Annotated in this window: 15 protein-coding genes and 1 pseudogene; 7 read left to right on the top strand and 9 right to left on the bottom strand. The window is 61.5% G+C overall.

Annotated elements, in window-relative coordinates; genetic code table 11:
- Positions 1–171: 171 nt before the first annotated feature.
- Positions 172–1,083 (bottom strand): agmatinase, encoded by a 912-nt coding sequence (locus ACIPSK_RS15095; protein WP_162119273.1) that lies wholly within the window; start codon positions 1,081–1,083, stop codon positions 172–174.
- 216 nt (positions 1,084–1,299) lie between these two features.
- Here ACIPSK_RS15095 and ACIPSK_RS15090 point away from each other — a divergent pair, with 216 nt between their 5' ends.
- The 3 genes from ACIPSK_RS15090 (at position 1,300) to ACIPSK_RS15080 (ending at position 3,752) form a co-directional block, all read left to right on the top strand.
- Complete coding sequence (locus ACIPSK_RS15090) at positions 1,300–2,466, top strand: MFS transporter (protein ID WP_162119272.1); 1,167 nt, start codon at positions 1,300–1,302, stop codon at positions 2,464–2,466.
- A 117-nt stretch (positions 2,467–2,583) separates the two neighbouring features.
- Positions 2,584–3,072 carry a MarR family winged helix-turn-helix transcriptional regulator gene (locus tag ACIPSK_RS15085; protein ID WP_162119271.1) on the top strand — a complete coding sequence of 163 codons (489 nt, stop codon included), beginning with the start codon at positions 2,584–2,586 and terminating at the stop codon, positions 3,070–3,072.
- Positions 3,072–3,752 (top strand): GNAT family N-acetyltransferase, encoded by a 681-nt coding sequence (locus tag ACIPSK_RS15080; protein WP_162119275.1) that lies wholly within the window; start codon positions 3,072–3,074, stop codon positions 3,750–3,752. Before ACIPSK_RS15085 ends, ACIPSK_RS15080 begins: the two co-directional genes overlap by 1 nt.
- A 14-nt stretch (positions 3,753–3,766) precedes the next feature.
- Here the strand turns inward: ACIPSK_RS15080 and ACIPSK_RS15075 are convergent, their stop codons facing one another.
- On the bottom strand, positions 3,767–6,685 hold the full coding sequence (locus ACIPSK_RS15075) for a M16 family metallopeptidase (protein WP_168724971.1): 2,919 nt from the start codon (positions 6,683–6,685) through the stop codon (positions 3,767–3,769).
- Between the two features lie 118 nt (positions 6,686–6,803).
- Between ACIPSK_RS15075 and ACIPSK_RS15070 the strand changes: the two genes are divergently transcribed.
- Positions 6,804–7,784 (top strand): substrate-binding domain-containing protein, encoded by a 981-nt coding sequence (locus ACIPSK_RS15070; RefSeq protein WP_162119269.1) that lies wholly within the window; start codon positions 6,804–6,806, stop codon positions 7,782–7,784.
- Positions 7,785–7,856: 72 nt separating this feature from the next.
- Here ACIPSK_RS15070 and ACIPSK_RS15065 read toward each other — a convergent pair whose 3' ends face one another.
- From ACIPSK_RS15065 to ACIPSK_RS15040, 6 genes are all read right to left on the bottom strand, one after another.
- On the bottom strand, positions 7,857–9,122 hold the full coding sequence (locus ACIPSK_RS15065) for an ABC transporter substrate-binding protein (protein WP_018069549.1): 1,266 nt from the start codon (positions 9,120–9,122) through the stop codon (positions 7,857–7,859).
- 26 nt (positions 9,123–9,148) lie between these two features.
- The gene (locus ACIPSK_RS15060) at positions 9,149–9,985 is read right to left on the bottom strand and encodes a carbohydrate ABC transporter permease (protein ID WP_162119268.1); all 837 of its coding nucleotides are present in this window, start codon (positions 9,983–9,985) and stop codon (positions 9,149–9,151) included.
- The gene (locus ACIPSK_RS15055) at positions 9,982–10,905 is read right to left on the bottom strand and encodes a carbohydrate ABC transporter permease (RefSeq protein WP_162119267.1); all 924 of its coding nucleotides are present in this window, start codon (positions 10,903–10,905) and stop codon (positions 9,982–9,984) included. The genes ACIPSK_RS15060 and ACIPSK_RS15055 overlap by 4 nt, the downstream gene beginning before the upstream one ends.
- Positions 10,898–12,082 carry an ABC transporter ATP-binding protein gene (locus tag ACIPSK_RS15050; RefSeq protein WP_162119266.1) on the bottom strand — a complete coding sequence of 395 codons (1,185 nt, stop codon included), beginning with the start codon at positions 12,080–12,082 and terminating at the stop codon, positions 10,898–10,900. Before ACIPSK_RS15050 ends, ACIPSK_RS15055 begins: the two co-directional genes overlap by 8 nt.
- A complete protein-coding gene (locus ACIPSK_RS15045; protein ID WP_162119265.1) occupies positions 12,079–12,909 on the bottom strand; it encodes a metallophosphoesterase family protein in 831 nt (276 codons plus the stop codon). The genes ACIPSK_RS15050 and ACIPSK_RS15045 overlap by 4 nt, the downstream gene beginning before the upstream one ends.
- Positions 12,910–13,129: 220 nt before the next feature.
- Positions 13,130–13,525 (bottom strand): hypothetical protein, encoded by a 396-nt coding sequence (locus ACIPSK_RS15040; RefSeq protein WP_017960454.1) that lies wholly within the window; start codon positions 13,523–13,525, stop codon positions 13,130–13,132.
- Between the two features lie 146 nt (positions 13,526–13,671).
- Here ACIPSK_RS15040 and ACIPSK_RS15035 point away from each other — a divergent pair.
- Both ACIPSK_RS15035 and ACIPSK_RS15030 read left to right on the top strand, forming a co-directional pair.
- Positions 13,672–13,973: pseudogene (locus ACIPSK_RS15035) on the top strand (hypothetical protein).
- Between the two features lie 156 nt (positions 13,974–14,129).
- Complete coding sequence (locus ACIPSK_RS15030; RefSeq protein ID WP_026154148.1) at positions 14,130–14,318, top strand: hypothetical protein; 189 nt, start codon at positions 14,130–14,132, stop codon at positions 14,316–14,318.
- Positions 14,319–14,339: 21 nt separating this feature from the next.
- Here ACIPSK_RS15030 and ACIPSK_RS15025 read toward each other — a convergent pair whose 3' ends face one another.
- Positions 14,340–16,712: an alpha-amylase family glycosyl hydrolase gene (locus ACIPSK_RS15025; protein ID WP_162119264.1), complete on the bottom strand. Its 2,373-nt coding sequence runs from the start codon at positions 16,710–16,712 to the stop codon at positions 14,340–14,342.
- A gap of 261 nt (positions 16,713–16,973) precedes the next feature.
- Here ACIPSK_RS15025 and ACIPSK_RS15020 point away from each other — a divergent pair, with 261 nt between their 5' ends.
- Complete coding sequence (locus tag ACIPSK_RS15020) at positions 16,974–19,100, top strand: calcium-binding protein (RefSeq protein ID WP_446532943.1); 2,127 nt, start codon at positions 16,974–16,976, stop codon at positions 19,098–19,100.
- Positions 19,101–19,167: the final 67 nt, after the last annotated feature.

The raw sequence follows: 19,167 nt of genomic DNA, 5'->3' as shown, positions 1-19,167 counted from the left end.
GGATGGAACTGTTCGTCCGCTTAGGCCGCGTGGTATCGACGGCATTTACGTGATTGCACGACATTGCGCCAACATTCGGCAGCTTCTGGCTGGGACGGAACCACGTCTTGGCAAGATCGCCTAGAGGCGAAATGCAGCACCATGCACTGCTTGCTCAAAGGAAGCAGGGTTTCAATATTGCCGGACGATGGCGCCGACCCCATTGACGAGAATGCGCGCGGCGGTCAGCGCCGACAGGCCGTCTATGTCGGCGGGAGGATAGAGCTCGACAAGGTCGAATCCTGCAATCCTGGCCCGCCTGCCGAGGCCCGCGATCAGGTCGATCACCTCAGTGTAGGTGAGACCGCCAGGAGTACGCGCCGCCACGCCCGGCATGATGCTGGGATCGATGCTGTCGCAATCGAGGGTGACGACGACCTGGGCTCCTTCCGGAATATGCTGGAGGGCAGCTTCGACGCCCTCAGCGTGAACCTCACGAGCGGTCACGAAGCGGCTGCCATAGTGCCGAGCCGCCTCGACGTCGGTGGCGCGCGCGCTGCCGACACTACGAAGACCGACTTGCACCATGCCGGCGACATGCGGCATCTCGCTCGCCCTACGCATCGGACTTGAATAGCCGTAGCGCTCGCCATGCACCTCATCGCGCCAGTCGATATGGGCGTCGATCTGCAGGACCCAGACCGGGCCCTGATCCGCAAAGCCAGTGAGGAAGGGAAAGGTCACGGAACAGTCGCCGCCGAGCAGGATCGGGATAGCCGGCAATTCCAGCACCTCGCGCGTCTTCGCCTCGATCCGGGCCCGGTTGCCAGCATTATCGTGCACGGTGGTCCGGATGTCGCCGGCGTCGATGCATGAGACCGGCCCACCGTCGAACAGCGGCCCTCCGAGATCGAAATCCCAGTGCTCGACGAGCGGGGCATCGTCCTGGCTCGCAGCGCGGATCGCATGAGCGGCCAGGGCGTAGCCGCTGCTGTCCTTGCCGGGATAGGTGCTGCCGTGAGCGGCTGCGAAGATCACCACACGGGGCAAACGCCCATCGGCAAGGAGATCGGGAAAGCCGAGAAAGGAAGGTGAAGCGATCATTCCAGATGGTCCTGATGATGTCCGGCGGAATTTTGGCGGTGATGGCTTGCGGTCGGGGCAAAATTTGATGCTGACCTGTTTAGTCCCTTTGGACGTTTTTGAGAACTTTTTGGAAAAACTTAAGTACGACGCTCCCCGCCTCCTTGCAGAATTCATCCTCATTGACCTTGAGGCTTACCCGGACCTTCAACCATACGGTCTGACGAGGACATCTGCATGACTGCCGAAAGCATCACATCACCACGCGGGGATCGGATCCCCTGGGCCGCTATGGCGGGTATCATCGCGACCGTCACGGTGTTCGCCGTGGCACAGGGGCTGACCTATCCGCTGCTGAGTTTCATCCTAGAGCGGCAAGGAACGACATCGGGCCTGATCGGCTTGTCGGCGGCGATGACGCCGCTGGGTTTCATTATATCAGCGTCGTTCATTCCGGCGCTTTCGCGGCGTGTCGGCGGAGGACGGCTTGCGATCCTGTGTTCGATCCTGGCCGCTCTCACCCTGTTTGCAATTGCCTGGATGCAGGACGTATGGGCCTGGATGCTGCTGCGCTTCCTGCTCGGCTTCTTCGCCAATCCGCTTTACGTGATCAGCGAGACCTGGCTGATCTCGCTCACGCCGGCGCCACGCCGGGGCCGTATCATGGGCCTCTATTCATCGATCGTTTCGGGTGGATTCGCCATCGGCCCACTGTCGCTCGGCCTTACCGGCGCCGAGGGTTGGCCGCCCTTCATGATCGGTATTGCGGCCTTCCTTTTCTGCGGCCTGATCGTGCTTGCGGTCGCCCCTCGTCTGCCCGGCATGCCTGATGAAGGCGCGGCAACATCGGTCGGCGGTTTCTTCCCACTGGCGCCGCTGCTGTTGTTTGCGGTTTTCACGGCTGCCGCCTTCGAGCAGATCCTGCTTTCCCTGTTCGCGGTCTATGGCGCAGCGCTCGGCAGCGCCGAAGAGCGCATCGCGTCGCTCATCACCTGCTTCATCGCGGGCAATGCCGTGCTGCAGATTTTGCTCGGGCACGTCGCCGAGCGGTTCGGCTCGACGCGGACGATGTTATTCTGCGTCTTGGCTTGCCTGGCCTGCTGCCTGCTGCTGCCGTCGGTCTTCGCCACGTGGCTGATCTGGCCGCTGGTTTTCGTCTGGGGCGGGGTCTCGTTCGGGATCTACACCCTGTCGCTGATCCAGCTCGGCGAGCGGTTCACCGGCCAAGCCTTGATCGCCGGCAATGCGGCCTTCGCCTTGGTATGGGGTATCGGCGGCATCGTCGGCTCGCCGGCAATAGGACTGGCGATGCACCTGATCGGACATCAGGGGCTGCCATTATCTCTTGGCCTGCTCAGCTGTGTGCTGGTGGTGTTGCTGATGGCGAGGAGATGGCGAGGCTGATCGAGGCACTGGTTCGTGCCGCCCTGCCCCCGGCTTCATCTGCCGGCCCTTTCCGCAGAAGAATTGCGATTTAATCCATAACATGTTATATAACATCCCATACAAATGGAGATCGGCATGGTCGAGGATGTGGTCCGAACGCTTGGGTTTCTGTGCATGGGCAGCCGGCTGCGGCGCATCGGAGAGAGGCTGCAGGCCGATACGCAGCAGGTCATCGACGAAGCGGGCCTCGGCATCCAGGCGGGCCAGTATCCGTTCCTTGCGGCGATCGACCGGGCCGGGCCGCTGACGATCGGCGAGCTTGCGCAGGCGGTGGGCATCACCCAGCCCGGCGCAACCCGGACCATCGGCCAGCTTCTCGAACTCGGTTACGTCGACATGCAGCCGGCACCGGATGATCAGCGTCGCAGACTGGTCTCGCTGACCGACAAGGGACAGGACCTCATCGATCATTCAAAGAAGGTGATCTGGCCGCGCATCGCCGCCGCCGTTGCCGATCTCTGCGGCGATCTCGACGGACCGATCCTCGAACAGCTGGCCGCTATCGAGGACGGGCTTGCGGTGGCACCGCTTGCGCGCCGCAGCCCTGTCAAGGAGGAAACATGATGAAACATATTCTCGACCGGCCGATCTGGAGCGCGCTGGAGACCGCACATGCCGATCTCGCAGAAGGCAATGAGAAGGCACGGCGATACCCGCCGTCCGTCGTCCCCTTCGCGGCGTCCGCCGACGATGCGCCGGAAAGCCTAAACTCCCTGGAGGAGCTGCCAGCGCCGGAGGAGAGCATGATCCTCGTCGAGGCGGGACCGATCGCCATTCCACCGGGCTTAGCCGTCGTCACAGAGGCATTGGTGGTCCAGATGGTTGCCGAGCGGCCCCATGAGAGGCTTTCGGATTCCCGCATCCAGCCGCTCACCGAGGCCGATGCCGCCGACATGCTTGATTTGGCGACACTGACCAAACCCGGGCCGTTCACCCTGCGAGCCCAGAGCCTCGGCAGCTTCTGGGGGATCAGAAACGAGGGCCGCCTGGTGGCGATGGCCGGGCAGCGGATGCGGCAGACTGGCTTCATCGAGCTCAGCGGGCTTTGCACCCATCCCGATTTCCAGGGGTGCGGCCTCGGCACCCTGCTCTTCCGTTTCGTCGCCAGCGAAATCGCATCCAGCGGCGACACGGCCTATCTGCATGCCTATGCGGCGAACACATCCGCCATTTCGCTTTACAAGACACACGGCTTCGCGCTTCGCTCGGAGATGAACATGCGTGTGGTCAAACGCCGGTCCTGAGCGGTGCTCACCGCCTAACGTACAGCCACCGGCAGCACTTCGAATTTCCAGAATTTTTCCGGGCTGAAAAAGGCCGCGGCAAACGCGCGGATATCCCCGGCGGTGACCTTGCCGTAGCCGCTGAGACTATCGCGTATCCGGTCCAAACGACGCGAGTCCGTCTGGGCGTGGTGCAGATATGCGATCCAATATTCGTTGCTCTGCTGCTGATGCTTCAATGTCTCGATGATGGGTTCCCGGGCGCGCGCGAGCTCGTCTTCGGAGACATCATGCGACCGCAGATCATTGGCGGTCTCGTCGACAAGTGCATAGAAGCGCGCAACCTTTGCCGGGTCGGTCTCGACGTAGAAATATGCGTAGCCGTAGCCGGGAACTTCCCTTGAAAGTTCAACATCGCCCTGCAGGGCATAGCTTGCTCCTTCCGCAATGCGAAACTGGTCGATCAATCTGTTTTGGAAAATCTGGGTGGCAATATTGGCGGTGAAGGATCGCGGCAGATCGGAGAGCAAATCGCCGATGGAAGCCCCTACGGCGGCGGCGGCATTATCTGCCCTGCCGCTATGGGTCTGTAAAACGGGTTTCTCGGTCGTTGCCGGAAAATGCACGTCGTCCCGATCGTTGCTCGACCCCGTCTCCGGGCGCGGCGGCAAAGCGCCAAAGGTTTCAGCCGTCAGCCGGATTGCGTCGTCCACCGTCACGTCGCCAACGATGGTAATGTCGATGGGACCATTGGAAACCATAGGCCGGAACAGCGCCTCGAATTCATCTGGCTTGGCGGCGGACAACTGCGCGCGGTCGGGGAAGGTCCAGCGCGGGTCACCGGAATGCACGAGACCTGCGAAATCGCGGCTGAAAACGCCGCCAGGCGACGCGTCATACTGATCGAGGCCGCTCAAATAGGCCTGCTGTACACGCTTGAACGCCTCGGGGCGATAGGCGGGATCGGAGGTGTATGCGCTCATCAGCTGCAGCTGCGTCGCAAGATCTTCAGTCCGTGTACGACCGTCGAACCGGAAGGAACTGTCGCCGACTGAGAAGTCGACGCCGACAATGTTGGCCGTCAGCGCTTTCTGTATATCCTGGTAATCCATGGCCTTTACGCCAGACAGCACGACGGCCGGAGATGCCCAGATCGCGGCGGAACGGTCGTGCGGCAGGTCCAGGCGACCGCGGCCGATATCTTCGCGCACCAGCACTTCGTTGGCACGCAGCCTGGTTGGCTTGACGGTAAGCCGTACGCCGTTGGAAAAGCGCACCATGGTCAAGCCGAGATCTTCAACCGCACGGCGTTCGACCACAGCGCCCGGTTCGCCGAAATGGGTGTAGGGCCAGGCAACGTCAGTTGCACCGGATGGTGCCGAGACGGCAATGGCATTTGAAGCGTCATAGACTTGCCGAACCGTGTCGGCTCCGCCCTCAGGTGATTGGTCCGCCTGTAGCACGACCTGCGGACCGTTGCCGGAGAAAGCACGCTGCAAGGCCCGATTGACCTCGTCCGCCGTGACGCCGTTCGTCATGGTCTCGAACAGCGAGAGGTCTTCGGCGGGCGAGGTGAAGACTTGATCGTCATCGACGCTGCGAGCCAGCATGGAAGCAATGTCGGTGGTCATCCGCGTCGCGGCTCCGGCCGCAGCAGCCTGCAGGGCCGAGCGATATTCGCGGATTTCGCGATCGATCTCCGCCTGCGCAACGCCGAACTCCTGGATCCGGCGCTGTTCCTGGTCAATGGCCGTGAGCGCCGCCTGCCATTTGTCCGGCTCCGAATTCGCCGCGATCAGGACGATATGGGCGGAATCGAGGAGATCCTGGGAACCGACGTCCGCACTGATGAAAGGGGCATCCGCCTTGCTGGCCACGGCGCTCACCCGACGTTTGAGCACCAGAAAACCGAGATCCTCAATAAGCCCAGCGCGGCGCTTGGCGAAGGTGTCAGGCGCGGCGTCATAGGGACGCGTCCAGGCGATCTGTATGCTGGTCATGCCACCGGGGACGACGATGACCTCGGCGCTTTCGCCCTTCGTCACAAGCGCGCCAAGATCCGCTTTTGTCGGCGCCGGACCCACGGCCTTCCAGTCGCCGAAGCACTGCCGGATTTCGACTTCCATGGCGGCGGGGTCGATATCACCCACCACTATCAGCGTTGCCCGGTCAGGTCGGTAATTGGCCCGGTAATAATCACGGACGAGGTCCACGGGCGCATTGCTGATGATCTCGGCTTTACCGATCGGCGCGCGTATGGTCGCGCGCTGGCCGGCGAGCAGCGAATTCATGATTCCGAGTGACGCGCGATACTGCGGCGTGTCGCGCAGCCGCTCCTCGGACAGAATGACGCCGCGTTCGCGATCAAAAGCGCTGGCATCGAGGGACAGTTCGCTCGCCGTTTCTCGCATCAGCATCAGGCCCGTCGAAATCGTGTCTGCATCGACCTCAGGCAGATCGAGCGCATAGACGGTCTCGTCATAAGAGGTATGGGCGTTGGTGTCCGGTCCAAAGGCCAAGCCCTTGCGCTGCAAGATACGGATCATTTCCCCTTCGGCGACATGTGTCGAACCCTTGAAGGCCATGTGCTCGAGAACATGCGCCAGGCCCTGCTGGTCGTCGTTTTCGTCGAGCGAACCGGAGCCAATGCGAAAGCGGATAGCTGCTTGTCCGGGCGGCGTGGCATTGCGCATGATCGCAAACCGCATACCGTTGGCGAGCGTGCCGAAATGCACATCGGATTCGGCTTGGATGTCGCTTTGCGTTTGCGGCCAGGGCACGGACGGCGTGTCTGCAAAGGCTGGCAACGCGACGTTTGCGACAAGGGAGAGCGTCGCGAGAAACCACCGCGCCGTGGAGCATTCCATTTTTTTGTGAGACATTCTTGTCCAGGTGTTGAGAATGAAAAGGGTAGACGGCGTCAATCCGACTATTCCACAGGTTGCATTGCCCATCAACTTCCATGTGTGTGAGTGGACAAGAAGTAGATAATTCCGCCTAGATGTCAGATCAGTGTCATCGAACCCGCCTAAAGGATTGCACCTTGATGCTGTCACCAGGAGGGCGCTTTCGATGGCGACGTTGGAGCAGGTAGCATTCCGGGCGGGATGCTCGCTGGCGACCGCAAGCCGTGTTCTCAACCGCAACGGCCCGGCCAGCGATCTGATGGTGCGCAAGGTGCGCCGTGCGGCTGCGGAACTCGGCTATCGCCCGGCCGGCCTGTCCACCGGGCGGCTCGGACGCAGGCCCGTGGTCGGCGTGCTCATCCCCAGCATCACCAATCCGGTCTTCGCCTCGTCGCTGTCGAGCATCCAAAACCGGATGCTGGTGGCCGGCCACGGCGTCTTGATCGCCCAGTCGAATTACGATCCGGCGCGCGAGGCAGATGCGGTCGCAGCCCTCTTGAACGACCGGCCGACCGGGCTGATCCTCACCGTCTGCGATCCATCGACCAGCGAGGCGCTGCTTGCGAAGCTCCCGCCGACCGTTCTGCTCAACAACCTGCCGACGGCGCAGTTTCCGGCAGCCGTCACCGCCGACAATCGAGGCGCGGGCCGCGAGATCGCGACCTTCCTGATCAGCATGGGCCACCGCCGCATTCTGTTTCTCTCCGGCAATTTCGCCGCCTCTGACCGCGCGCGGCTTCGCCACCGGGGTTATCTCGACGCCATGGCGGAAAGCGGACTCGCGCCGCTCGATGCCGTGCAGATCCCCTTCGTCAGCGGCTATGACCAGCTCGATCTTGGCGTCACGATGAGCGCGCTTGCACCGACGGCGATCATCGCCTCCAACGATCTGCTAGCACTCGGCGTCATCGGCGCGCTGAAGCGCGAGGGGCTGTCGGTGCCTGGGGATGTTTCGGTCGCCGGCTTCGACGGCATCGCCATCGGCAGGCTGATCGATCCGCCGCTGACGACCATCGAAATGCCGGATGCCAGCATGGGCGCGACGGCCGCTTCGCTACTTCTCGACATGGCCGAGAATGCCGCGCCCGCCCGCCATCTCGACGTCGCCTATACGCTGCGTCGTGGCGGCACGGTGCGCGCCATCTGAGAAGTTTGCCAGAAACAGCAGTGCCGCCGCGCGCATGGCGTGGCGGCCCTAACCTATTGCCCGATGAGGCGCTTAGCTACGCGGCAGCATGTCCTCGACGTCAGCGGCTGCGTCGTCGAGCGCTTCCTTCGGTTCGGCCGACTGGTCGACGATGCGCGAGAGATTATCGACGATCGTCTGCGTGACTTTGACGCCATTCGAGCCGGGGAAGGCATACCACGGGATCATCACGGGCATTTGGCTGAGGCCTGCTTGGAATAGCGGGTTCTGCTTGTAGAAGTCGCCGAGATAATCGGCCGACTTTGCGGCAAGCTCGTTGTTCGGGACATAGCCGGTGCCGGGCACGACGACGGAAGCGCCATAGGGACCGGCGGCGAATTTGGCGAACTTCCAGGCGGCATCCTGCTTGGCGGCGTCATGCGTCAGAATAACGACCGCGTTGCCGCCGGTCGGTAGATGTCCGTTCGCCGGATCGATCAGCGGGATCTTGGCCGTGCGCAGATCGAACTTGTTGCCGACATTCTTGATCGTATTGCGCAGCGCGCCTGTCGTCTGGAACTCGAAGCCGACCTTGCCGGCTGCGAAAGCCTGCTCGCCGGCGGCCTTGGTGAACACAGGCATGCCGCCTTCGGTGACCAGGCGATGCAGGACCTCGACGGCCTTCTGGCCTTCCGGACCGTTGAAGGCGACCTTGCTTTCGTCGTCGCTCAGCATCTTGCCGCCGGCGCCGAAGAGCAGTGCCGAAAACATCCAGTCGTCGCCCTGCCAGCGGAAATCGATGCCGTCGACACCGTTGCCGAGCGCCTTGATCTTGCCGCCGAGCGCGATGACCTCGTCCCAGGTCTTCGGCGGATTTTCAGGGTCGCCGCCGGCCGCCTTCACGAGATCGGCGTTGTAATACATGATCGGGTTGGAGGTCGCGAAAGCGAGGCCCACCTGCTTGCCCTTGACCTGGGCGAGCTTGAGGATCGTGTCGGAAAAGCCCTGCTCGGCCATGTTGCCATCCTTCTGGACGAGCGGGCCGAGATCGACGGCGACGTCGCGCTCATCGAGCATGCGCAGGCGGTTGAGGCCGATGAAGGTGATATCAGGCATTTCGCTGGTGCCGACCTGGCGAAGGATCGTCTGGATGCCTTCTTCATAGGTGGCCGACGGGCTGGCAAACTGGATCTTGATGTCGGGATTTTCTTCCATGAACTTCTTCGAGATCGTGTCCATCACGTCCTTGAAGAAGCCCGGCATCGGGTAGTGAACCGTCAACGTCGTCTCGGCGTGCGCGGGAAGCGCGATTGCCATCGAGACGGCCGCTGCGGCGAGAAGCTGGGTGATATGTTTCATCGCTCGTTCTCCTGGGTTGAAACCGGTCAGCCTTTGAGACCGGTCATGGTGATGCCCTCGACGAAGCGCTTCTGCGCAAGCAGGAAGGCGATGACGAGGGGAAGGGTAATGATGAGGGTCGCCGCCATCAGCGCGCCGTAGTCGTCGCCGGCCTCGGCGGCGCGGAAATACATCAGGCCCAGCGGTGGTGTGGCATAGTCCTGCTTGCTGATGACGATCAGCGGCCAGTAGAGATCGTTCCAGTGCGCGACGACCGAGAAGATGGCGAAGGCGGTAACCGCCGGCCAGGCATTCGGCACGATGACGCGGGCGACGATGCCGAGTTCCGACATGCCGTCGAGACGCGCGGCATGGATCAGATCATCAGGCATGGCGCGGAAGAACTGCAGGAACATGAAGATCGCAAAGACCGAAATGGTGAAGGGCGCGACAAGGGCGGCATAGCTGTTGAGCAGCGCGGCGCGGTCGAAGGCAACATAGAGCGGCAGCGCGGTCGCATGGATCGGCACCAGAAGGCCGAGCATGACCAGCACCATCATGGCGCGGGCGGCGCCGAAGCGCAGCTTTGCCATGGCGTAGGCGCAAGGGATCGCCACCAGCACCTGGAAGAAGAAGATCAGCCCGCAGACGACGACGCCGTTCCACAAGAGCCGCGCCATCGGCACCCGGCTCAAGGCCTTGGCGAAATTCTCCGCATAGGTGAGATGCGCCGGGATCAGCGACAGCGACGAGGTGAAAATGTCGCTTTGGGCCTTGCCAGCCGTCGAGATCATGAAGACGTAGGGCGACAGAAAGATGATCGCGCCGAGCGAAAGCAGGGTCAGGCGGATGATCCTGCCGAGGGAAAAAGCGCTCGTCATCATGTGTAATGCACCCGGCGATCGAGAATGCGGTACTGCAGGAACATCAGCACCACCAGGATCAGCAGAAAGACCACCGTCATCGCCGAGGCATAACCGACGCGCAGATAGACGAAGCCTTCCTGGTAGATCGTGAAGAGCAGCACTTCCGACGCCTTGTTCGGACCGCCCTCGGTCAGCGTCTTCACGGTCTCGAAGACCTTGACTGAATTGGTGATGCTGATGGTGATGACGAAGAGCGTCGTCGGCCCGAGCATCGGCCAGGTCACCAGCAGAAAACGGTCGAGGGAGGATCTGGCGCCGTCCACCTCGGCGGCCGCATAGAGCTCGCGCGGGATCGCCGTCAGCCCGGCCAGGAACAGCACCATGTTGAAGCCGGCCGATTGCCAGACGCCGATGATCGACAGGCTGTAAAGCACCGTGCCGGAGCTGTCGAGCCAGTTCGGGCCGGGAATCCCGACGAGGGCGAGCAGTGCGTTGAGCGGCCCGATTGTGGGGTGGAACATGTATTGCCAGACGGTCGCCATGGCGACGATCAGCGAGGCGACCGGGAGGAAATAGGCAGTGCGGAAGAAGCTGCGCGCCTTCGTCTCGCTCTCGATCAGCATGGCGATGCCAAGGCCGAGAAGGATCGAAATTGGTGCGACGATCGCCGTATAGACCGTCGTATTCCACAGCGACTTGCGAAACGTGCGGTCGGTGATCAAGTGCGCGTAATTCTCGAAGCCGACGAAACGAAACTTGCCGTAGCCGAGTTCGAAATCGGTAAAGCCGAGCACGATGACTGATACAACCGGCAAAAGCACGAAGAGAGACAGCAGGATCATCGCCGGCATCACCAGCATCCAGGCGATACGGGCCTCGCTGCGCCGATGCGCAACGGCGGCATCGTACCCCACGGCCATGGAGACGATACTAGCCATGCGCCCTCTCCCGTTGAGAGTCGCCCGCAATCAGCCCGGCATCGCCTGTTGCAACGCTGCCGGCCAGCCGGCTGCCGTCCTCGGCAAAGATCAGCGTGCGACCGGGCGAAAGCCGCAGCCCGACCGGATCGCCGGCCGCGAGGCCCGAGGCTTCGGAGGGCTGAACCTTGGCGACGATAGTCTCGCCGATCGCGTCGAGCCGGCAATGGAGAATGACCTCGGAGCCCAGGAATTCGACGCGTTCAATCCGGGCGGCAAGGCCGTCATGCCGGCTCTTGGAGAGAAAAACGAATTCCGGGCGAATAGCGAGCGTGACCGGCGTCTTCCCGTCGGCTGCGTTTTCAAGCATCAGGCGCAGGCCGCCGCAGAGAATGACGCCGCCTTCGGCAAAGGCCGGCAGCAGATTGATGCGCGGCTGGCCGATGAAGCGGGCGACCTCGATATGGGCGGGATCATCGTAGATGACCTCGGGGCTGGCGATCTGCAGCAACTTTCCGCCCATCATCACGGCGACACGATCGGCCATGGACAGCGCTTCCGCCTGGTCATGGGTGACATAGAGCGTCGGCGCGCCGGCGCGGCGATGCAGGTCGACGATCTCGCCGCGGGCGTGAACGCGCAGGTTGGCATCGAGATTGGAGAGCGGTTCGTCCATCAGGAAGATGCTCGGCTGGCGCACCATGGCGCGGGCCAGCGCCACGCGCTGACGCTGGCCGCCCGACATCTGACCGGGCTTGCGGTCAAGCAGGTGGTCGATCTTCAGCGATGCCGCCATATCCTTGACGTCGCGGGCAATCGCCGCGCGGGTGGCGCGTTGACCCGGCATCAGCGACCCGATGAAGGGCAGCCGCTGCATCCTCGACAGCCGGCGCATCGCCAGCGGCACGGCGATATTTTCAGAGGCCGTCAGGTGCGGATAAAGCGCGTAGGACTGAAAGACCATGGCGATGTTGCGGTCGGCAGCCGCAACGCCGGACATACCCAGCCCGCCGATCAGGATTTCGCCCTGGTCGGCATGGTCGAGGCCGGCAAGGACGCGCAGCAGCGTGCTCTTGCCGCAGCCGGAGGGGCCGACCAGCGCGATGAATTCGCCGGCGCCGACATCAAGGCTCACGCCATCAAGGATCTGGTTGCCGCCAAAAGCCTTGGTGATGCCGCGAAGCGAGAGCGCGCTCATTCGACGGGCTCCCGCGGTTTGACCGCTTGGGGATAGACCTCATGCACGATATCATCGAGCACATAAGCGGTCATGCCGGGAACGGCGACGATCGTGCTTTCGACAGCAGTATCGAACTCGTGGACAACGGCACCGATCAGGCGCTCGCCCGGCATTTCGCGCTCCATCTTGTCGATGATGAAGGCGGCCGACGGACCCCATGTCAGCTGGGTATTGTCGAAGCGCCCCTGCCAGGCCCAGTGGAGATGGCCGCTTGCAAACAGCGCCACGTCATGGGCAGCGATCAGATCATAGAGCCGCCGGCGCTCAGACGGGCGAACACTCCAATATCCGGTATCGCCTTCATCTGGCGCGTCTACGAATAGCGGCTTGTGCGCAAAAAGCGCAACGCGTCGCCCTGCCCTGTCGGAAAGCGCCTGAGCTAGCCATTCGAACTGGGCTTCCTCCTCGTCATCCTCGTGACCAAGAAGCAGCGAATTCAACCCGATGAAGCGCCAGCCGGCCGCATCCTCCAGCCAGCGGTCGTCGCCGACAAGGCTGCGCCAGCGGGACAGCCGCTCGGCATTGACGGGCTGATCCGATCCCTTGAGGTGGCCGACATCGTGATTGCCGGGGACGATCAGCATCGGGATCGACACCTGGCGCATCAGATCCATCGAAAAGGTGATGTCTGCATCTTTGTCGGCGCCGTCGACGGTGAGATCGCCGGTATGGACGATCAGGTCTGCACCGGTCTCTTCGATCCAGGTCAGAAGCGGTGCCCAGTTGCCGTTGAAATGCGGCTTGCCGGGACTGAAATGGGTGTCGGTGATCTGAATGATTTTCATGGGGGCGCGTCTCCGAGACCTCGGCAGCGCGTCACGGGCGCTCCCTTCTCGTGCCCTCTCTAGAAGGCTCCCATGTCAATCACACAGCTGAGGTTTTCAGCTGTTTCTCAGTTTTGACATCAATCTGTCATGCAGACCAAGGCAGCGCGTGGAAACCGGAGCAGCCTTGGCCGGTGTTTGGAATTAAGAACATGCGGGCGCCTGCAACATTGCGTTGCAATCAGTGCCGTGGCGCGTTTGCGGGAATGGACGATACCGTTGCCGATACAGGGTCGCTTGCAGGAAAGCTGTCCTCGAGGCCTTCATCGAGTTCCTCTTCCAGCGTTTGCCTATCGCCGGCCGAACGCGCGCTCGGCTGGCCGATCAGGCCCTTGCTGCCTTCGTCGAAATTGCCGTTGCTCAAGGCATCGTAACGGTTGATGCTGCCGTCTGCTTCGCCGCCGGCAAAGGCGGTCAGCTGAACCATCATGACCTTGGCGTGGTCGACCGCCGTCGTGTCGTCGAGCTCGCCATGGGAGTTGTCGATTTTGACGGAAATCGATTCTCCTCCCTCGCCCAGGAATTCGACAGTGAAGATGTCGCCGGCTTGTGTCACCCGAGTATCGATCAGCTGCATGGAAACCTCCTGTGTTCATGCACCTCAACGGCCATCCAGGTCCGGAGTTCCATTTCAATGCAAGCGGCCGGCCCTCGCGACGATTGACCGGCTCGGGAAGAAATAATGCGGATGCGAGCTCGTTGGGGGTTCAACAGGTCGCGTCCATGTCGAAGTCACCACTGTCGCCTGCTGAAAAACGCTCGTTCTGCGATATTCCGGCAGATCGGAAACCCGCATTGATATCGAGCTATTCGGAGGCGTTGCGCGAACTGGCCAGATCGGCCGAAGCGATCGGACGGGCCGACATGCTGCCAGCGCTGATTGAGGTGGCGGACGGCTTGGAGAGCATGGCAACCACGATTGCCGAGACAGAGGTCGGCGCCGAAGTGCTGGCGCACACAGCGCGGCTGTTCCGCGCGATCGAGGAATGCTGGCGTCGATGTCCTCGTCGTCAAACGTCCATTGAACGTTCCTGAGAACGATCGCGGCTGTCCGGATAGGCGAATGGCGATCTCCTTTGCCGAAGACCGGCATTTATGGTTAATTTATTAATAATTGCGGGATTATGAATGGAACCAGACAACCTTTCCAACTGTTGATGCTGCGCCGTGGAGGAACCCCGATGATCCTGAAAATCCTTGCACCCAAGATCGACGCCGATTGCCATGACACCGGCACCTATCCCGATGGGATCTTCGCCGAAAACCGGATCGATCTTTCCGCTCGCCGCGACGGCCGCAGTCGCTCGCCGCATGAGCGCGACTACGGCAATGACAGAAAAGTGGAAAATCTGCCGCTCGGCTTTGCCTGACCATACCGGACGTCGGAAGCGTCAGAGCCTGCGAAAGACCAGAACACCCGATGCCGGCAGCACGGCATTCAGCACTCCGGCCGTGGCTCTGATTCTTCCGCCGCCGTTACCGATGTTCCAGCCGCCATATGTGCGGGAATCGCTGTTGAAGATCTCCTCCCAGAGGTCGTCCCCCAGCCGTTCGCTGTGCAGCCGATAGCCCTGTTCGAAGGGAGCGTCATTCAGCGACCCCACGACCAGGAAATTCTCGCCGTCGTTCCATCGATGAAAGGCGATCACCCGATTTTCGTCATGAACCAGGGGAATGGAGATGTTGCGGGAGCGAATGGCATCCTGGCGGATGCTGAGCGCGATCAGATCGCGATAACAGCTGAGCATCCCTGCCCCACTGCCATCAGCTTCGCCGAGAATATTCTCCCGGTTCTCGAGGAAATCATTGTAGCGATAGGGCTTCTGGGCGCCGATTTCCTCGCCCATGAAAAACATCGGCGTCCCCGGTGATAGCAGCGTCATCGCAGCCGCGAAACGGGATCTCGCCTCTGCCCACGCCCTGGTCTCGCCGACAACAGGCGCGAAATTGACGGCGATAACAGCGGTCCGTGCCGATCCTTCACGATTGCCGCAATCGTCATGCGACTGATTGTAGACCACCTTGGATCGCGCGCTCGTCTGCAATGCGCCGGCAAGAGACGACATGGTCAGCGCCCGCTTGTCCCCGAAACCGGCATTCTTCAACAGCTGCGCCTGTGCGCCGCCGTGGTATTCGACGAGGTTGTGATGAAAATCGCCATACCAGGTCGCATCGAAGCCGAGCCCGTTGCCGGTCAGGCTTGGCTCGGTCATCGCCGACCAGTCCGAATAATCCTCGGCCGTCAGGAAAAGCTGCGGCTTGATCAGCCGCATCGTGCGGGTCCACTGCTTCAGAAACTTGGCCCCGAAGGCAGCGGCGCGATCGGCGCGCCGGCCATCGGCATGCAGAACCGGATATTGATGGATCGAACTTGTCTGATCGAGCCGGAAACCATCGATATGGCAGACGGAGACGAGAAATGCCGCGCTCGAAATGAAAAGCTGGCGCACGGCTTCCTCGTCGAAGCGGGGCGCCCATCCCGTGGAGATGTTGTCGATATAGCCGCCTGTCGGGTCGGCGTAATCGCGGGGGCGTCCCTCGTACCAATAATAGATATTGCGGGTGTGATCGTTGGAATCATAGGCCCATTGCGCCCGCTCGCCATCCGGATCGAAGTGGTTGTAACAGACATCGAGGATGACGGCGATGCCGCGCTGGTGGCAGACCTTGACGAACATCTTCAGCCGGTCGGTACCGCCAGCCCCCTGATCGGCGGCAAAGAAATGCGACGTGCCGTAACCCCAGTTGGCCCGCGTCTCGAATTCCGCAATCGGCAGCAGTTCCACAGCGTTGACGCCGAGCTCGGTAAGATGCTCGACGAAGGCAATGGCATCATCAAGCGTGCCGGGCGCGGCCTTACCGAAACCGAGGGCACCGACATGCAGTTCATAGATCACCAGATCCTCGAGCCGATCCGGAAGCTTTCGATCGCCGGCGAATTCGTCGGCCCAGAACGCCTCGGCGGCAAGCTCCTCCCCCGACGGCAGCACCAACCGCTTCGGGTCGCACACCACCGAACAGCTTTGCGGTCCGTCCAATGCCGCCGGCGATCCGTGATAGATCGCTCCATCGGGATCGAAGTCTCCCGCGCCGATCTGCATGAGGGACCAGATATCGGTGCGGTAGGCGAGCGATCCATCATCCCTGGTGACGCGGTACATATAGGGCGTGCCGACCATGCGGTCGAAATCGGAAAGGCCGTGGTCCTCGCCGGTTTCAACGCTCCAGAATCCGTCAACGGTCCTTCGCATCCTGATGGTTGCGACCGCTCCGGTGCCGTCATCGGCGATGTAACCGACGGCGGGATCGGCAAGCACGAGCGAAACGGCCCTGGCGTTCGGCGCCCAGACCGAAAAACGAATGCCGTCTGCACCGTCGCGCCTTTCAACCCGGTTCGCCCCCAGACGGCCGATCCATGTCAGATAATAGGTCTGCGGCGCCAAGTCCTGCTGGAGATCGAAGGAGCGTTCGCGAAGCGCCGAGGCCTCGTCGTCCAATTCGGCGGCGATCGCCCAAAGGCTTGAAACGCCGGGTCGATCGAGTTCGATCCCCCAGCGAAAATGTGTGCCGATCGCGTCATCGGGAAAGGGAACCCTGATGACAAAGACATCATAGCCATCCTCGTCACGAGAGCGCTGCATAGGAACAGACGTCCACTCGTTCGAGGGGCGGCCTTGCTCGTCCCAACTGCCGCGAAGGCGGACATTGTCGAACGCCATCGAGGGCAGGCCGCTGCGAAACCGGAATTGAACATTGACGGTCATCGGAGCCTCCAAAACCATGCCGGATTTCGCCGGACTCTGCCTATGAGCCGTCCCACTCGGGCATGATCAGCCGGCCGGACGAAAAAATGCAAGCGCAGATTTCATAATAAATGCAATCCGAAACGGGCCACATTCGCAACAATATATCATGGATAACGAGGCAGCTCCGCACGATCCTCCTCGTGTATTAAATCGAATTGGTGGCAACAAATGGGGATTCATTCCCATTGCCAATTCCCTCGTAAACCGGGAGAAAAATTTATGGCTCAAGCCGTTAGAATAAACGATATTATTCGTTCCTTTGGAATTGACACGCATATCGACTACACCGACGGAAAATATTCCAACGTCGTAGAAGTGGTTAAGGCTCTCGACTATCTTGGCCTTGATACAGTTCGCGATCACGCCCCCAACTCCGCCTCCGATCCTAACGGCCAAACGCATCTCGGCGATGCCGCCGAAGCCGGCGTGCAATTCGTCTTCAGCGCCCAGCGGGAAGTCGACCCCGCTACCGTCACCCAGCGGCTGCATGATTTCGTGCAAGCCCATCCCGGATCGGTCGTCGGCATCGAAGGCCCGAACGAAGTCAACAACTGGCCGGTCAGCTACCACGGCCTGAGCGGCCAGGCCGCAGCGGTCGCCTATCAGAAGGACCTGTCTGCCGCGGTCAACGCCGATCCCTTGCTGAAGAATATCCCCGTTCTCGGCTTTACCGGATATACGGTCGCGTCGGCCTCCGACTACACGACGATCCACACCTATGCAAAGGATGGCGACCAGCCATATTCGTGGCTTTCCCGAGAATCCGGCGTTCAGCGCGCTGCCGATCCCGGCAAGCCGCTGGCGATCACCGAGACCGGTTACCACACCTCGCTCACCGCCGATACCAATGGCGGCTGGGAAGGCGTCAGTGAAGCGACGCAGGCAAAACTCCTGCTCAATACGCTGATGGACGGCGCCGCACTCGGATCGAAACAGACATTCATCTACGAGCTGCTGGACGCCTATTCCGATCCGCAGGGCGCCAATCAGGAAAAGCATTTCGGCCTTTTTCATCTCGACTATTCCGCCAAACCGGCTGCGACGGCGATCCACAATCTGACCGAAATCCTTGCGGACGAAGGCGCTGCGAAGGCGAGCTTCAGCACGGGGACCCTCAATTATTCGATCGACGGTCTGCCGTCCTCGGCCCGCAGCCTGCTGACGGAAAAATCGGACGGAAGCTACCAGATCACCATCTGGAATGAGCCCGATATCTGGAACCAGTCCACTGATACCGCCATTCAGGCGGCGGACAAGGCCGTCAAAGTCAATCTCGGCGCCTCGTTCGGCTCCGTGAAGGTCTTCGACCCGCTGACCGGAACGACGGCGATCAAAAGCCTCAGCAACGTCTCATCGCTGACGCTCGATGTCGTCGACCATCCCGTTATCGTCGAGGTAGCAGGCACCGGCGCCAGCACACCGCCGCCGGCCACCGACCATCTTTACGGCGGCACCGGCAACGACACCTTCACCGTGACCAATGCGAATCAAATCGTCGACGAAAGCCGGGGCGGCGGAACGGATACCGTCATGTCGTCGATCAGCTTCAGCCTCAAGGATACGGCGCATACGATCGGAAACGTCGAGAATCTGACGTTGACCGGCACCGCCAATCTGAACGGCACCGGAAATGGCCTGGTGAATGTTCTCGTCGGCAATTCCGGCAACAATATCCTCGATGGAAGCACCGGCGCCGACCACATGGCGGGGGGCGCCGGCAACGATACCTATGTGGTCGACAATGCCGGCGATTTTGCCGATGAAACAGCCGGATCCGGCAAGGACACCGTCAAGGCTTCGACTTCCTTCAGCCTGGCCGATCTGAAGCGCACGGCCGGAACGATCGAGAACCTTGCCTTGACCGGAACGGCCAATCTCAGCGCGACGGGCAACAACACGTCCAACGTGCTGACCGGCAACGACGGCAGCAACAGTCTCAATGGCGGCAAGGGCGCCGACCAGTTGAGCGGCGGGCTCGGCAACGACAAGCTGATCGGCAAAGCCGGCGCAGACATTCTGACCGGCGGCGGCGGGGCCGATTCCTTCGTTTTCGACGTTAAGCCCGACAATGTGAGCATCGACAAGATCCGGGATTTCTCCTCGGCGGCCGGCGACAAGCTGCTGCTCGACCATTCGATTTTCGCCGCACTCAGCCTATCCGGATTTTCGGATGAGAATTTCGTTGTCGGTACGAAAGCGCTCGAAGCTGACGATAGACTGATCTACGACCAGGCCAGCGGCATTCTATCCTTTGATGCGGATGGAAGTGCCGCGGGTGCGGCAATCCATGTCGCCGATCTCGACAATTCTCCGGCGCTTCACTTCAAGGATTTCGTGCTGATCTGACCCGGCCAGGCCCGTCGCTATTCAGCAGCGGGCTGCCGCACCACGTGCGTTTCTAAAGCGCGTCACG

The organism is Rhizobium sp. LARHSG275 (assembly GCF_052871115.1).
The sequence above is the reverse complement of the archived record's forward strand: the minus strand, read 5'-3'. Positions and strand labels throughout refer to the sequence as shown.

Coding starts and splice junctions, on each gene's coding strand:
- ACIPSK_RS15095 (WP_162119273.1), bottom strand. CDS start 1,083: ATGATCGCTTCACCTTCCTTTCTCGGCTTTCCCGATCTCCTTGCCGAT.
- ACIPSK_RS15090 (WP_162119272.1), top strand. CDS start 1,300: ATGACTGCCGAAAGCATCACATCACCACGCGGGGATCGGATCCCCTGG.
- ACIPSK_RS15085 (WP_162119271.1), top strand. CDS start 2,584: ATGGTCGAGGATGTGGTCCGAACGCTTGGGTTTCTGTGCATGGGCAGC.
- ACIPSK_RS15080 (WP_162119275.1), top strand. CDS start 3,072: ATGAAACATATTCTCGACCGGCCGATCTGGAGCGCGCTGGAGACCGCA.
- ACIPSK_RS15075 (WP_168724971.1), bottom strand. CDS start 6,685: ATGGGCAATGCAACCTGTGGAATAGTCGGATTGACGCCGTCTACCCTT.
- ACIPSK_RS15070 (WP_162119269.1), top strand. CDS start 6,804: ATGGCGACGTTGGAGCAGGTAGCATTCCGGGCGGGATGCTCGCTGGCG.
- ACIPSK_RS15065 (WP_018069549.1), bottom strand. CDS start 9,122: ATGAAACATATCACCCAGCTTCTCGCCGCAGCGGCCGTCTCGATGGCA.
- ACIPSK_RS15060 (WP_162119268.1), bottom strand. CDS start 9,985: ATGATGACGAGCGCTTTTTCCCTCGGCAGGATCATCCGCCTGACCCTG.
- ACIPSK_RS15055 (WP_162119267.1), bottom strand. CDS start 10,905: ATGGCTAGTATCGTCTCCATGGCCGTGGGGTACGATGCCGCCGTTGCG.
- ACIPSK_RS15050 (WP_162119266.1), bottom strand. CDS start 12,082: ATGAGCGCGCTCTCGCTTCGCGGCATCACCAAGGCTTTTGGCGGCAAC.
- ACIPSK_RS15045 (WP_162119265.1), bottom strand. CDS start 12,909: ATGAAAATCATTCAGATCACCGACACCCATTTCAGTCCCGGCAAGCCG.
- ACIPSK_RS15040 (WP_017960454.1), bottom strand. CDS start 13,525: ATGCAGCTGATCGATACTCGGGTGACACAAGCCGGCGACATCTTCACT.
- ACIPSK_RS15030 (WP_026154148.1), top strand. CDS start 14,130: ATGATCCTGAAAATCCTTGCACCCAAGATCGACGCCGATTGCCATGAC.
- ACIPSK_RS15025 (WP_162119264.1), bottom strand. CDS start 16,712: ATGACCGTCAATGTTCAATTCCGGTTTCGCAGCGGCCTGCCCTCGATG.
- ACIPSK_RS15020 (WP_446532943.1), top strand. CDS start 16,974: ATGGCTCAAGCCGTTAGAATAAACGATATTATTCGTTCCTTTGGAATT.